This window comes from Methanococcoides orientis (genome assembly GCF_021184045.1).
GTDB lineage: Archaea > Halobacteriota > Methanosarcinia > Methanosarcinales > Methanosarcinaceae > Methanococcoides > Methanococcoides orientis.
On the sequence record NZ_CP073710.1, the window covers coordinates 849,552 to 865,408 of the forward strand.

Consider the following 15,857-nt stretch of genomic DNA (forward strand, 5'->3'; position numbering starts at 1 on the left):
AGTATTTTGGATAAAAAAGGATGGAAATTCCATCCACCCATTTTTATTCTGCCACTTTATTTTAGTTAGATTTTATCGTATAGGGACCTGTACTTCTGTCAATAACTCCTCCCCTGGAACCTCATTCGGATCATTAAGATAAAGAGCTCTGGAAGGACCTGACTGTTCCATCTCATTTTCAGCCATATATTCGAAAATCCGGGAATATGCAACATCAACTTCCTGATATGGTCCTTTATGGATCACAGATACTGCCTTAATAGCAGGTAGTGTCGTAAGGACAATAGAGGATGTTTCCAAGCCAATGTTGCCTGAGATTGGTAGTGAAACTTCTATATCCGCATCATTTTCCCTATACTCTTTATCATGACAAAGGAACATTACCGGACCAGTCAACTTAATATTCTTACCTGACCTACTTGAGTTCCCAACAAACCCAAGCAATTCGCCGACCAGTTTTCCAATCGTTACTTCATAGCTTCCTGTTTCACGCATACTAAGTACACGCATCTTTGGTATTTCTTTCGTTGTTGGTTCTGATACTGACATACTAATCAACTCCAGTGTATCTGTCTGATTGAGCAAAAGATTCTGTATTTTTTGAAGCCTCCGGATCTCCAGCTGAGTTTCAGTATATCTTTTTTGCATCATCCCACCAATGAATTCACCATCCCTTTGTTTTTCTGCCTCTAACAAAGAGGATATTTCATCCAACCCGAATCCCATCCACGATAGTATACGAATCTTAACACCCCTTTCGATCTGATGAGAAGTGTAGCATCGGTAGCCTGAGAAAGCATCTTTTGCTTCGGGGACAAGAAGCCCTTTCTGGTCGTATAACCTGAGAGCTTTTTGGGTTAAGTGAGTCATTAATGAGAATTTGCCAATTGGTATTCGATCGAATTTCATTGTGCTCAACAGATGATCGACTTAAAAGTATATAAGAGAATTTTTTCTGACGCGGGGGAGAGTTTTCAACTAAGATTGAAATAAAAGACATTAAAGTAACAAAAAACAGAACATTAAAATAAGCCCTATTTAAAACATACATTCATTCAAGGAAAAATAATTCTTAAAACTGATCATCACTAAAAAAACAGAGGGTTCAAATTGACAGATCTAACACCAAAAGAAAGGTTCATGCGAGCTTTAGAATGCAAAGATGTAGACAAGGTTCCGGTCTGTTCAGTTACCCAGACAGGCACTATTCAACTTATGGAGATCACAGGTGCAAAATGGCCGGAAGCACATTTTGATGCAGAGAAAATGGCAACCCTTGCAATTGCAGGACATGAGGTTGCAGGACTTGAAGCAGTAAGATATCCTTTTGATGGAACAGATATTCCACAGACACTTGGATGCAAGATAATCGAAGGAACTTATGATACACAGCCATCTATTGTTGATTTCCCCTGCAAAAAATCGAAAGATGTGAATGATCTGGATATTCCTGAGAATCTCCTTGAATGTGAAAGGGTAGCAACTCTCCTGAAAACAACAGATATTGTTAAAGAACGAGTCAGTGACGAGATCCCGGTAGTTGCAGGAATGCTCGGACCTGCAGCACTTGCAATGTCACTGGTAGGTGCAAAGAACTATCTCATGTGGTTCATTTCAAAACCCGACACCATAAAGGAACTTCTCACGATCGGAACTGATATATGTATAGAATATTCCAATGCTCTTTTAGAACATGGGGCTGATGTGATCTGCCTTCCTGATTCCGAAGCCGGACCTGACCTGATACCACCTGAGTTCTTCGAAACGATGATACTGGACGAGTATAAGAGGCTCAATCAAAAAGTTCACGGGAAGACAATCGCACACATTTGCGGAGATGCTTCCGACATCCTCGAGCCCCTGTCAACTTCCGGCTTTGACGGCATAAGTATCGAGGAAAAGGTCGATGTCGGATATGCAAAGAGCATCATCGGGAACAAAGCCTGCCTGATAGGAAATATATCACCGGTACATACACTTCTCGGAATGCCTCCGGAAAAGCTAAAGGAAGAGGCAAAAGCATGTATAGACGATGATATCGACATACTTGCACCCGGATGTGGATTAGCTCCGCACACCTCACTTAAGAATTTGAAGGCGTTCGTTGATTCAAGAGATGAGTATTATCTGGAGAAAGAGGGGTAATAGGTTTATATTACCCTATAATTTTAGCATTCACATGCTAGGAAAGGTTAACTGCGTCAAATTTAAGATCCGGTTTCGAAGGATTTTAAAAAGAGGGATTTTTCCATACGAACACATATAACATTTTCAGATAAACTATAAAAATAAAAATTTGTCGCGGATAAACGTACCATTCTGGTCGTTGAAGTCCGCGATCTTGGAATGCCTTACTTTACATTACTTTACTTTCTCCCCATCTAATCCCATTCTATCGATCCCCTACAAGAATTCTAAACTCTCCCATACCTTTGAGGATCTGGGGGTGTCCTCACACAGCCTGCGAATCGTATATACCAGCTCCGAGGAACCACTCCTCGTCCACCATCATAACGTAACTGAGCTTTTGTTTGACCGTGAAGTTATCTGCAGGGTCTACATAGAGATACCGGAAGAAACTCCCGTTGGACTGTGCGGTGGCTGCCATTTCCTGGATATATGCTGTACCGTTCGCATCTGTGATGTTCCATCGGTCCGTCCCGATTACCTCAGGCTGGAATGGAAGGGCCAGTGTGGTGCCATCTATATCATAAGCAAAGATGTAGAGTTCGCCGTCAACGAACTGACCAGTCCGGTTATTGAATTCACGAAGAGCGGCTTCCTGCCCTTGAACGTTCGCATATTCATAAGCATTCTCGACGAATGCTATAAGTTCCTCCGGAGATGCAGTGGAACTGAGGTCTGGAGACAATGTGCCGGTCAACGATGCTTCCGATTGATTCTGAGAAGGTTCGGGATTGGCATCCATGCATCCAGCACCAAGAATAGCCATCAGCACGAGTGTAATTACAAGAAGAATATTATAAGTTCTCATACAGCAGAATTAGGGATAGTATCAATTAAAAATTTGTCCCTTTCAAGATTGCTTCAGAATTTACCATAATTTTCTTATAATCACAACCATACTTCTAGCCTCCATGAACATTAAAAGTAAAAGCTTAGTACCTCCACCATTCTGATAACAGACGTGGATTATTAGAAATGTTGTACCATATGCTCTGGAGAAAGGCAAGCTCTAAACTTAAAGAGCTGCCTTCTCCAGAGATCGATCTATAAGGAACTATCTTTTTTATTTCCACGTAACTCTTGGAGGCTCTCTTCCCGGAATTCCCTTCACCTTGTGCTCAGGGTGTCCAAACATCATGCAATACTGGATCGCATGTCCTTGAGGAAGTTCCAGTTCATCAATTAGTGGTTTGTAAGATGCAGCTGCAATGGCAAGGAATCCTGCCCAGCATGTTCCGACCTCAAAGACCTGCGCTGCAAGTTCGAACCATGAAAGTGCTATGATACTGTCAGTGTAACCGGTCGGGCTCTCAGTTGGTGTGTGTGCTATTACCAGATGTGGAGCTCCCCTGCAGATCGGATCCACACCCATTTCATAAGCAGAGATCAGACCAGGCATCAATGGCTTAAGAGGGTGATCGTCTTCGCTTGCAACAACCTCACGCATCCAGTCAATGCTCAAACCGGCGATCTTTTTCACTTCTTCAGGATCATGAACGATGGTCCAGTGTACAGGCTGCTTGTTCATTCCGGAAGGAGCATAACGGGCTATGTCAAGTATTTTCTCTATTGTGTCCTTGTCAACGGATTCGTCCTTGTAACTCCTGATCGAGCGGCGCATTACCATATATTTTCCTAGCTCTGAAGGAGGTATGGTAGGGAATTCATCATCCTGAAGCTGATAGTAAGTTGAATCGAACAAAGTAGAAATAGCACCTTCAGGGCAGAATACCTCGCAATGCCCACATTTTGCACAATATTCAGCAGCATCCTCAGGCGAGTAAGGGGTTTCGCCTTCCTTTGAAGGAAGGATTATAGACATCGGACAGATCTCTACGCATATCTCACAATTCGTACACAATTCTGGTTCAATTGATATTACAGTCATTAAGTCACCTCAGCTCCCGAAAATATATCCATTCAATGTTGGTCGCTGAAGGTTATAAGCTTTTCATCTGTTGAAAGGAAAATAGCAATGGAAACGATCAAACGAATTATCATATCAGATAAAAAAGACAAAACTTATTCAAATGATCAATATTGTGGAATTCATACAAGAAACAACAAATAATTGATGAAATTTAAAAAGTAAAAAAAGAGCAGAATAAACTCTGCCCTTTAATTCAGGAATCAGTTCCTTCTTCTGATAACAACTGCTGCGATCGCGAGCAATGCTGTTGAGAAGAGCATTGTGAATCCAGGAGTTGATTCAGTACTTGCTTCCTCAGACTCAGCTTCAACTTCAGTTGTATCTTCTGCTGCAACTGATCCATCATTTCCTGCTTCTGAAGCTTCATCCCCAACAATACTGAATACGGAGAATCCAGGTGTCTGAGCAGTGAATTGAAGGAACTCGCCATCATCACTGATCTGGATGGTTGGAAGCTCCTGCCACTCCCCATCATGGAACCTCATGAGACGGATTGTGGAGAGATCGATGCTGTTCTCATTGACCCATTCCCAACTTACCTTGAAGTTGATGATAATGTTATCAGCATTCTCATCTGAGATAGTACCAGCATGTCCAAGAGTTATGCTCATGTGCTCATATGGAATTCCATCAGGGTGCTCACCAACATCATCAGGAATATCTTTCAGAACCTGAACATTACCAACTACAAGACCCTTGTCCTCTTTAGGCTCAAAGCTTATTCCAAGGACTGGACCTTCTGAACCACCGAAATCATACTCTGCCTTGTCACCACCAGTTATACGCTGGATAGAAGAACCTGTAGATTCCACATCTTCAGGAGGCTGGCTTGGACCAACATATGCACGGCTGCCGGAACTGCTCTTCTTCTCAACTGGAGCAGGTGCTGGAGCAGGTGCAAGAGGCAGGAAGTCGAATTCAGTTTCTGAGACGTTGTATTGCTTGTCACAGATACCGTCCTCATTGGAGTCTGCTGTATCAACACTAAATCCGGTTCCATTAGGGTGTACCCAGTAGTTTCCACCAAGGGAAGGTCCGCCAACAATGTTGGTTCCGGCGGTCTTGTTGATGCTCCAGTTGTTTAGAGACTCGGTTTCCTCAATGAACGTTATTTCTGCTTCAAAGACATCACGTCCAAAAGTATCGGATATAACGTTAACATTATTGTTGAAATAGTTATTATAGATCAAGTTACTTCTTGAGAATTCAATTAGCAAACCACCCTGCTCACAATTACTGATCTTGTTCTCTGAGAAAGTACTATAATCTGTACCCTGTAACGTGAGACCTGTTGAATTAGAATTCATTACAACGTTGGCAGTAACTGTTGCGTAGTCAGAGGAACCAACAAGTATTCCAGCTTCCATGCATCTAGGTTCAACTGTATTTATCTCTTCAACAGTATTATCTAAAAGAGTGGAGTTGTCAGAGCCAGACAGTAAGATTCCAATTTGGTTTCCACAATCGATATCTGTGACATTACCATTTTCAATGTCTAGGTACATGATGTCATTTCCAGAGGCAGTTGTGTTAAAGGAATCTGCTATTCTTATTCCTGTCTGCTTTCCAACAAAGTCCGCATAGACATTAGTGATCAAGTTTTCACTAATCGTATTTCCCTCAGACTGCCATATAAAAATTCCACTCTGTTTATCATTTCCCTCGGGGCTAACAGGGTTAGTGAACTTTATATCATCTACTACATTGTTCATGAAATCAGAGTAGTAAACATATTTAGTCTGTATTCCTGACTGGCGAAGATGTTCACTAGATATTGAAGAGTTATTAATTGACAATGACTTTATTGTGTTGTCCTCAACAGAAACATAATAATAATCCATTACATCAATTCCATACTGCTTTGAAATTGATGCATTGTCGACGTAAAGTCCTTCAATTGTGTTGGAATTAATGGAAGATACAACTTCAAGATCATCTTCACCAAAATGCACAGAAATGCCCTCTTGCCGATTAGCATCTGATGTATTGGTTATGTAGAAGGAATGAACCTTGTTTTGGGAAATTGTCAGTTTGTCAGCGTAACTTGTCTTTATACCTGATTGCCTATTAAAATTCATATTGTATGTTCCATTCATTGCATAGAATGAGTTAATATCATTACCAATAATTGTTATATCAGTTGCATTCCTCACCTTGATACCAGATTCATGCCATAAGTCGTAATTATAATCTCGATCACCAGAAGATAGATAATCCTCCAGCTCAAGTTCATCAGCATAGAAATTGCTTATTGTGTTATCAGTTATTGTACAATTTACAATTCCATTATAATCACAACCAGCTTTTATTCCAAACAAACCTCCTACGCTATAATTATAGGGGAGTGGAACATTAGCAAGAGAAACGTTATCAATTGTATTGCCGGAAACAATGGAGTCATTTGACATAACTTCAATACCTCTGTCTCCAATGCCAGAGATCGTATTATCCGTTATGTAAAGCCCAGTACCGGTTTCATAGTTCCAGAAATAATCATAACTACCGCTGGTACTATTATGTACAATATCTCTAAACAGGCAGGATTTTATACCCCTGTTGACTTCTGAGATCTCATTGTTTGTAATATAGATGTTCTCACCAGAGGCATATCCAACACCAGCAAAAGCATCTGATAGAATGTTATTATCAACAGTAACATCAGAACAATTTAATAACACTACAAGAGAGTAATCAACTCTTGCCCATTCTTCAGCTGTAGCTGTCTCCCAGTCATCATAATGGTCTGGCAATCCCTCTGTTGTTACATTAAATACTTCATTGTTCTGGATGCTTACATTATCAACTTCAAAAATAAAGATACCAGAAATTGAAGTGTTATTTGCATCAACATTGAAACCGTCGATGATAACATCATTTGCTGTCACATTAATAACAGGAAGATCTGATGAATTTGATTTTATCAAAGCACCATCTGCATCAGCAAACAATGAAACACTTTTGTTAACTTCGAAGTTTTCATAATTACCATCAAGAACTATAATTGTATCATAATTATCTGCTGCATTTATAGCAGCCTGTACTGTGGTAAAACCAGTTTCGTTACTAGCATTTACATAATGAGTAGTAGCGCTTGCTGTACCTGCAAAAGCGATCATTGATGTCATCAGAACGATGAAGAGCATCAAACCTGCTTTTGTCGTCATTTTATTTTTTTTACATATATTCATTTGAATACCACCTATTCATACCTATAAAGAAAATTAGTTTCATAACGCGAACATAATATAAAAATATATCTATACAGATATAGATATATATTTGTGAACATTAATAAATAATTATAATAAAAGTACAATTTATAAAGATTTTATATACAGGCCACCCTATTAAATAAATTGAATATAACGTAAATTTAAAAGTTAAAGATCAATTATCCTATCGATCAATAGCATAATAATGAACAAATAAACTAATCGAGAAATTTTCCCCTGATTTAACTTAAAAATAAAAAAGAAGAGCAGAAAGAATTCTGCCCTTTTATTCAGGAATCAGTTCCTTCTTCTGATAACAACTGCTGCAATTGCAAGCAGTGTTGTTGAGAAGAGCATTGTGAATCCAGGAATGGATTCAGTACTTGCTTCCTCAGGCTCACCTGCAACTGCATTAGTGCCATCTTCTGCTACAACAGCCTTTTCATTTTCTGCTTCGTCCCCGACAATACTGAAGACAGAGAATCCCGGAGTCTGGGCAGCGAAATGAATTACCTCGCCATCATCGCTGACCATGGTGGTTGGAAGTTCCTGCCACTCACCGTCATGGAACCTCATGAGACGAATTGTGGAGAGATCGATATTATTCTCATTGATCCATTCCCTGGTTACCTGGAAATTGATGATGATGTTATCAGCAGTCTCTTCAGAGATCGTACCTTCCGGACCAAGAGTTATGCTCATGATCTGATATTGTTTTCCTTCCGGAGATCTTCCAACCTCTGCAGGAGCACCGTTCAGAACCTGGACGTTACCGACCACAAGACCCTGGTCTTCCTTGGAATCAAAGCTTATTCCAAGAACAGGACCATTACCGAAATCATACTCCATACGTTGACCACCGGTTACACGCAGGATAGAAGAATCTGTGGATTCCACATCTTCAGAAGGCTGACTTGGACCAACATATGCACGGGTTCCTGAACTGCTTCTCTTGTCTAAAGCATCAGCAAGAGGCAGGAAGTCGGTGTTGTTCTCATTGATCATATATGCCTTTTCAGCAATACCATCACTATTTGTATCCTTGTTCTCAATGCTGAATCCTGTTCCATCAGGATGTGCCCAGTAATTTCCGGCAATGTAAGGAGTCCCAATGATGCTGGTTCCGGAGGTCTTTGGAATGTTCCAGACTGTGTTGACGTTGGTATCATCATCCAGCATTGTGTTGTTTATGTTTCTGAAGTAGTTGTTATATATGGTTGTGTTCTCTGAATTTGTCAGGTACAGACCATACATGGTACTACCTTTGACTTCATTTCCTTCTATTGTGTTGTCATAATTCACAGAACTCTGAATATCTGTAGTCTCGAAATCAGTTGTTATTGCGGAAATGTCAATTGAATCAGCTGTAAAGGAGCCAGGTAGGTAGGCACCTATTTCTGAGAAACCTCTATATGGAATATCGCTTAGAAGTATACCATAGTCAGTGCCAGAGACAACATTACTGCTCATCTCATTGTTCCAGGAAAATCTCATCTTAAGTCCGATGGATGCACCATCAACCCTGTTGTACATTATGGAAGAATTCTCGTTTCCAAATAGTACCACGCCGATACTTTCATCTTCCGGACTCAGGGAGATCACATTGTCGATCACTGTATTGTTAAAACCAATTGCAATTGCAACACCTGCTCCGGAACTGTTCCATGTTCCGTTATTAATGATATTGTTCTGCACTGTTGTATTGGCCATGAACAATGCCAACATGCCAGTACGTGTGTTATCAAATGTATTGCCGATGACCTTTCCTTCATAGGGAATGGACGGCAATATAGAGGAACTCTGAACTCCCATTAAATATGGATCAAATGAAAGTACACCCATGCGGGTCATGTTGAAATCGTTGTCAATGACATCTATTCCTCTGGAGATGGACAGTACTCCGATAGTTACGTTCTCAACGGTGTTTCCTTCTATTACAGTTGGAATTGGTTCCATAAATTCGTACATGTCAATGTTTCCAATACCGCCAAATGTGTATTCCCCTGCACCCATGATCGTGTTGTTTGTAATGGAAGAATTGAGAAGGATCGTAGCAATACCGAAATTATCTCCCATGAATGGAAGTGCTGCGACTTGGGGCCTTGGTCTGTATGTCATGCTCACAGAATTGTTTTCAATTACAGATTGTTCATGACTGGGGATATCCTCCGGGATGTATCCTTGTATGGAAAAAGAGTCATAACTATAAACTGGTATGCTGGTTGCAGCAATTCCTCCCCAATAAGGATCGATGACCTGATTATCCATAATGTTTGTAGTATTGACAACTTCGGTAACTATGCCAATGTAGTATGCATCTTTTACGTAATTATTTGTGATATTCACAAAATCAACGCATTGTGTATAGATACCATATCCTGTAGTGTTAATGGTATTATTGTTGATTTCAGCGATGCCACTTTCATCAACATATATCGCAGATTCTGCCATATTTATGATATTATCATTGGCATGCATATCATTGATATTTAAAATATAAATCCCATCAGATGATACATCTTCAATAAAGTTCAAGTTTACCTGAGTTGCATTTGCATTCCAAATCACAATACCACATCTAGAACTGTTCATAAATGTATTATTGATCAGATTGACACTTTCTGTTGCATTTATGTAACAGCTATCGTAAATGGAATCATTTACAAAATTGTTTCTGACATCTGCAAGATTACCGTTTTCAACAGTGATACCTTCCTCATCAGTGTCTTCGATTTCATTGTTCCAGATATATGTATCATTTACATATAAGGTTTCGATACCGACATCGGCGATGCAAAATATGGTGTTGTTGAGAATATAGGCAACATCAGTATTTTCAACATCAATACCATCACTATCATTTACATATGAAACAACATTGTCATTTATATAAATATAATCGGTAGCGTTTGCATAAATACCATAATAATATGTATCGTTGATTATGTTCTCATTAATATTGATGATTCCACAATTTTCAAAATTGAATCCGGCAAACGAGGTACCATTTCCTTCAATGGTAAATCCACTGATCGTGAAGTTTACATTATAACCTCTAATTACAGGTGCATCGATATCGTTTGTTATAATTATTGTATCGGAAGGATCTGTGGAACTTGCTTCCAGTGTCAATGTCTTGGTGATAATGACATTCTCGGAATAGATACCCGGTTCCACAATAATTATGTCTCCCGGATTTGATTCATTTATAGCATCCTGTATCGTTACATAATCAGCTCCTCCACTGGCATTCACAGTGGAAGCGCTGGCTGTACCTGCAAAAGTAACAATTGATACCATCAGAATGATGAATAGCATCAAGCCTGCTTTTGTAGTCATTTTGTTTTTTTTTAATATATTCATTTGAATACCACCTATTCATACCTATAAAGAAAATTAGTTTCATAACACAAGCATAATATAAAAATATATGTATATAGATGTGAATATATATTTGTGAACATTAATAAATAATTAAAATAAAAGTAAAATTTATAAAGAATTTGTACCCATGTCGAACTATTAAATAAATAAATAAATAAATAAATTATGGTGTGAATTTAAAAGTTAAAGATCAATTATCCCACTGATCAATAGCACAACAATGAACAAATAGAGAAATTGTCCCCTGATTTAACTTAAAAATAAAAAGAGAAGGACAGAAAGATTCCTGCCCTTTTGTTCAGAAATCAGTTCCTTCTTCTAACAACAATCGCTGCAATTACAAGCAGTGTTGTTGAAAGGAACATTGTGAATCCCGGAGTTGATTCAGTACTTGCTTCCTCAGGCTCGCCTGAGATCACAGTATCTTCTTCTGCTGAAACAGTCCCTTCATTTCCGGCTTCATCCCCGACAATACTGAAGACAGAGAATCCCGGAATCTGGGCAGCGAAATGAATTATCTCGCCATCATCGCTGATCATGGTGGTTGGAAGTTCCTGCCACTCACCATCATGGAACCTCATGAGACGAATTGTGGAGAGATCGATATTGTTCTCATTGATCCATTCCCTGGTTACCTGGAAGTTGATGATGATATTTTCAGCAGTCTCTTCAGAGATCGTACCTTCAGGACCAAGAGTTATGCTCATGATCTGATATTGTTTTCCTTCCGGAGACCTTCCAACCTCTGCAGGAGCACCGTTCAAGACCTGGACGTTACCGACCACAAGACCCTGGTCTTCCTTGGAATCAAAGCTTATTCCAAGAACAGGTCCCTGTGAATTGCTGAAATCATATTCCATACGCGCTCCACCGGTTACACGCAGGACAGAAGAATCTGTGGATTCCACATCTTCAGGAGGGTGGCTTTGACCAACATAAGCACGGGTGCCATAACTTCTTCTCTTCTCGACAAAAGCAGCTGCAAGAGGTAGGTAATCGGTGTTGTTCTCATTGATCACATATTTCTTTTCTGAGATACCGTCACCCGTTGTATCCTTGTTCTCAATGCTGAATCCTGTACCGTCAGGATGTACCCAGTAGTTTCCTGCAATGTAAGGACTGTCAATGATGCTGGTTCCAGATGTTTTGGCAATATTCCAAACAGTATTATTGTTGGAAGCATCATCCAACATTGTGTTGTTGAAGTTCTTGAAGTAGTTGTTATATATGGTTGTGTTCTCTGAATTTGTCAGGTACAGACCATACATGGTGCTGTCTTTTATTATGTTTCCTTTGACGGCATTGTTGTAATTCACAGGTTCAGAATCAGGTAAACTTCCTGTAATCTCAAATTCCGTAGACATAATGGAAGTGTCAAATGAATCGATAGCAATTCTAGGATGATAGCTGCTTGTTTCAACAAAACTCATGAATGGAACATTGTTAAGAAGCCTTCCTTTTTCGGTGCTATCGACAGCAAAGCTGCCTATATCATCACTCAGAACATATTTACTTATATTGAGGCCAACAGATGCACCCTCAACATAATTGTCCATGATCGTAGAGTTCTCAAAGCTTAACAACTCTATACCGACACTGTCTCCTTCAGGGCTAAGGGATATTGTATTGTCCTGGATTGTATTGTTTATTCCATAGTAAATAGTAAATCCTGCTCCTGATTCTGTCCTTGTTCCATTATGGATGCTATTGTCCCGGATAGTTGTGTTTATCAGAAAGTCAGAATATATCCCGGTGTATGTATTATCAAAGGTATTGTTCCTAATTGTAGTATTTATTAGATACTCAGAAGCTATTCCGAGGTCAGTGTTATCAAAGGTGTTATCAGCGATCTGTTCATCATAATTTTCATTCGCATTCAGACTAATAAGCGTCATATTGACTTTATTGCCAATAATATCCGTACTGGAGGAGATAGTCTATATTCCAACAAAAACATCATCTACAGTATTTCCTTCGATGTTCGTGTTCATCGTTGATTCTTTGGTATTGAGACTGGCAATGCCTGCAAAAATATGATTAATACCTGCACCATTAATCACATTATCTTCAACAGATGTATTTATGTTCAATGCCGCAATACCGAATGGAGGGTATTCTAATACTGCTGTTGGTGTTGGGAGAGGTACATATTCCATAGTTATGGAATTATGCTCAATAACTGATGGTTCATATTTTTGAGTGGAATCCAGCTCTAAAGCAGTTGTCTCTATTTCCAGAGCAGTTGATTCCAATTCCATGTCAATAAAATCATCATCTAGCTCTGTTGACTCCAAACCCATGACAGCCATTTGTACACCAAAGACATCATTCACTGCTCCATTGGTAGCTACGATACCAGCTCCATAATAATCATTGATTTGGGTGCCAATTATGTTGTCAATTATGTATGTTGTATTAACATATTCAACAACTATACTCTCGTAAGTATCGTCAATTAAATTGTTTGTAATATTTACAAAATCAACGTCATCTGTATAGATTCCAGATTTAGCGTCTAGAAATATGTTATTATCAATTTCTAGCAAATAACCATCATCAAAATCGATTATTTCGTAAGATCCATTGATTGAATTATGATTAATGTAAGTTTCATTGATGTCATCGAGTTCTATTCCCGCATCTGATGTATTTGTGACTGAGTTGTACTTTATATTTGTAATATTAGAATAGCGCACATCAATACCATCAGCTCCACTTATGTTTGTAATGTTGTTGTTGATCACATTAACGAATTCGACATAGTATATATAACATCCATCACTAACAAGATCAGCAATTTCATTATCCCTTATATCTGCAAGGTTTCCATATCTAACATCGATAGCATCATCTCTAATTTCAGAAATGTCATTATTTAGGACGTATGTATCATTTACATAATATGTATCGATAGCATCATCTTCAATATTCAGGAAAGTGTTGTTGAGGATATACAAGAGATCTGAATGCTTGGCATCGATACCATCAGACTCATACCACGAATCGTTCAGGTTTGTAAAATAATTATCTGCTATGTGGATTGTGTTGGTATCATTTACATACACTCCATTTTCAGTGGTATCATTAATTGTGTTCTCACTAATCGTGATGACACCACAGTTTTCAAAACGAATACCATTTTCTGAAGTTCCGTTTCCTTCAACAGTAAATCCACTAATAGTGATGTTTATTTTAATATCTTCAGAAGATCCATTTATCACAGGGAAATAACTATCATTTGTTATAATAACGGTCTCAGACGGGTCTGTGGAATTTGCTATTAAGCTCAATGTCTTGTTGATAAAGACATTTTCAGAATATATTCCTGGTTCCACAATGATCTCATCGCCGGAACTTGATGCATTTACAGCTTCCTGTATCGTTTCAAAGTCAGCTCCGCCACTCGCATCTACATAATGAGTAATAGCACTGGCTGTACCTGCAAAAGCAACGATTGATGCCATTAGAATGATGCAAATCATCAACCCTGCCTTTGTAGGCGCTTTATTTTTTATATATACATTCATTCGAATACTACCTATAAGTATCTATAAAAGAAATTGCTTTAAAAGATACAAAATACTATTAAAATATTACTATACATGCCAGAATATATTTAGTTGTACCTTAATAATTTATTAAAATATATATTAAAAATAAATGTAACCCGCTACGCCAAAATTGAAATTTTAATCAGTAGCTAACCAAAAAAAATGTAGATAAAGATCTTATCGATCATACTCATCACACATATCTACAGCCCTTCATGGAAATGAACAGATATAGAAAACTCTCATATAATATCAGGCAAGCATACATTATGGGGTATTATCATGGGAGTTACAAGATCCATCAAAAAGATAATGAAGAGCATGCCGACCATTGAAGGAGCAGGAGTTCACCTGAAAAGAGCCTTCGGATTCAATCATGTACCACAACTGGATCCTTTTCTGCTGCTTGATGATTTCCATTCGAATGATCCGAAAGAATATATCATGGGTTTTCCATGGCACCCCCACAGAGGAATTGAAACTATAACCTATATGTTGTCCGGAGAAGTTGAACACGGAGACAGCATGGGGAACAAGGGTCTCATTGAGTCAGGTGACGTGCAGTGGATGACCGCCGGAAGCGGGATCATTCACCAGGAAATGCCAAAGGGTCAGGAAGGAACAACTCTCTGGGGGTTCCAGCTTTGGGCTAATCTGCCGGCATCTCACAAAATGATGGAACCACGATATCAGGAAGTTAAGAGCGAGCAGATACCGGAGGTGGCAACGGATAATGGTATCTGGATAAAGATCATTTGCGGTGAAGTTAATGGTACAAAAGGTCCTGTACAGGACATTGTAACAGACCCGGAATACCTGGATATTACAATTCCTCCTGAAACATCATTTTCACATCCAACAAAACCCGGATATACTGTCTTTGCCTATGTTCTCGAAGGTGAAGGCTCTTTTGGAAAAGATCAGGAACCATATTCCTTCGAAGTGGAGGGGGCAAAATATTTTGATCTCAATGAACCATCAACGATCGGTCCTGAGAATCTGGTTATGTTCGATGATGGTGATGAGATAGTAGCAACGGCGGGAAATAAAGGGTTAAGATTCCTGCTTATTTCGGGTAAGCCCATCAATGAGCCGGTTGCCTGGTATGGTCCGATCGTGATGAACACACAGGAAGAATTGAAGGTGGCTTTTGAGGAATATAGGAATGGGACTTTTATTAAGTCGGGAAATTCAGATTGACCCACTCTTTTTTGTTTTCAGAGAATGATTACATTTATATACTGAAAGTATGTTTTACGAACCCTGATAACTTTAATAGGAGATCTCTAAAAGGATCGAAATAATGGAATTCGAGAAATATATCATAGATCATTCCTGAATGATCTAAAAACAGGTTTTATTCTAGCAATTGTAGCACTTCCAATTGCCTTTGCAATAACTTCTGGCCCGGAACCGATGATAGTTCTTTGTGATGCTATCATTAGAGGCCTGCTTGTTTTTTCCTTTGATAATTCACAGCATTCCCTATTCAGATAAGTAGTCACCAGATTCCTCGATCTGGAATTACATTATCATTAAGTTCCAAAATTTATTTTGGTAACTTTTCAGTTTCAACCGTTGGCATAACTTACG

At 39.0% G+C, this 15,857-nt stretch carries 10 protein-coding genes; 2 read left to right on the top strand and 8 right to left on the bottom strand.

All coding sequences use genetic code 11. The features are described 5' to 3' along the window. Nucleotides 1–72 precede the first annotated feature (72 nt). A complete protein-coding gene (locus J7W08_RS04250) occupies nt 73–909 on the bottom strand; it encodes a MerR family transcriptional regulator (protein WP_259370118.1) in 837 nt (278 codons plus the stop codon). A gap of 201 nt (nt 910–1,110) precedes the next feature. On the opposite strand from J7W08_RS04250, the gene mtaA reads away from it, so the two are divergent. Further along, a complete protein-coding gene (gene mtaA, locus J7W08_RS04255) occupies nt 1,111–2,145 on the top strand; it encodes a methylcobamide:CoM methyltransferase MtaA (protein WP_233085397.1) in 1,035 nt (344 codons plus the stop codon). 307 nt (nt 2,146–2,452) lie between these two features. Here mtaA and J7W08_RS04260 read toward each other — a convergent pair whose 3' ends face one another. From J7W08_RS04260 to J7W08_RS04285, 6 genes are all read right to left on the bottom strand, one after another. After that, complete coding sequence (locus J7W08_RS04260) at nt 2,453–2,995, bottom strand: cache domain-containing protein (protein ID WP_233085398.1); 543 nt, start codon at nt 2,993–2,995, stop codon at nt 2,453–2,455. Between the two features lie 255 nt (nt 2,996–3,250). Beyond that, nucleotides 3,251–4,075 carry a nitroreductase family protein gene (locus J7W08_RS04265; protein ID WP_233085399.1) on the bottom strand — a complete coding sequence of 275 codons (825 nt, stop codon included), beginning with the start codon at nt 4,073–4,075 and terminating at the stop codon, nt 3,251–3,253. A 242-nt stretch (nt 4,076–4,317) separates the two neighbouring features. After that, on the bottom strand, nt 4,318–7,305 hold the full coding sequence (locus tag J7W08_RS04270) for a PGF-pre-PGF domain-containing protein (RefSeq protein WP_233085400.1): 2,988 nt from the start codon (nt 7,303–7,305) through the stop codon (nt 4,318–4,320). A gap of 321 nt (nt 7,306–7,626) precedes the next feature. Then, nucleotides 7,627–10,692 (bottom strand): PGF-pre-PGF domain-containing protein, encoded by a 3,066-nt coding sequence (locus J7W08_RS04275; protein WP_233085401.1) that lies wholly within the window; start codon nt 10,690–10,692, stop codon nt 7,627–7,629. Nucleotides 10,693–11,018: 326 nt separating this feature from the next. Continuing rightward, nucleotides 11,019–12,647: a PGF-pre-PGF domain-containing protein gene (locus tag J7W08_RS04280; protein ID WP_310742518.1), complete on the bottom strand. Its 1,629-nt coding sequence runs from the start codon at nt 12,645–12,647 to the stop codon at nt 11,019–11,021. 3 nt (nt 12,648–12,650) lie between these two features. Continuing rightward, entirely contained in the window at nt 12,651–14,177 is a 1,527-nt protein-coding gene (locus J7W08_RS04285) for a right-handed parallel beta-helix repeat-containing protein (RefSeq protein ID WP_233085403.1), read from the bottom strand. A 369-nt stretch (nt 14,178–14,546) separates the two neighbouring features. On the opposite strand from J7W08_RS04285, the gene J7W08_RS04290 reads away from it, so the two are divergent. Continuing rightward, entirely contained in the window at nt 14,547–15,464 is a 918-nt protein-coding gene (locus tag J7W08_RS04290) for a pirin family protein (RefSeq protein ID WP_233085404.1), read from the top strand. Nucleotides 15,465–15,586: 122 nt separating this feature from the next. On the opposite strand, the gene J7W08_RS04295 is transcribed toward J7W08_RS04290, so the two are convergent. Then, entirely contained in the window at nt 15,587–15,769 is a 183-nt protein-coding gene (locus J7W08_RS04295) for a hypothetical protein (protein WP_233085405.1), read from the bottom strand. Nucleotides 15,770–15,857: the final 88 nt, after the last annotated feature.

Excerpts from the sequence above, each read along its gene's own strand:
- J7W08_RS04250 (WP_259370118.1), bottom strand. The coding sequence starts at position 909 with ATGAAATTCGATCGAATACCAATTGGCAAATTCTCATTAATGACTCAC.
- J7W08_RS04275 (WP_233085401.1), bottom strand. The coding sequence starts at position 10,692 with ATGAATATATTAAAAAAAAACAAAATGACTACAAAAGCAGGCTTGATG.
- J7W08_RS04285 (WP_233085403.1), bottom strand. The coding sequence starts at position 14,177 with ATGGCATCAATCGTTGCTTTTGCAGGTACAGCCAGTGCTATTACTCAT.
- J7W08_RS04260 (WP_233085398.1), bottom strand. The coding sequence starts at position 2,995 with ATGAGAACTTATAATATTCTTCTTGTAATTACACTCGTGCTGATGGCT.
- J7W08_RS04290 (WP_233085404.1), top strand. The coding sequence starts at position 14,547 with ATGGGAGTTACAAGATCCATCAAAAAGATAATGAAGAGCATGCCGACC.
- J7W08_RS04270 (WP_233085400.1), bottom strand. The coding sequence starts at position 7,305 with ATGAATATATGTAAAAAAAATAAAATGACGACAAAAGCAGGTTTGATG.
- J7W08_RS04265 (WP_233085399.1), bottom strand. The coding sequence starts at position 4,075 with ATGACTGTAATATCAATTGAACCAGAATTGTGTACGAATTGTGAGATA.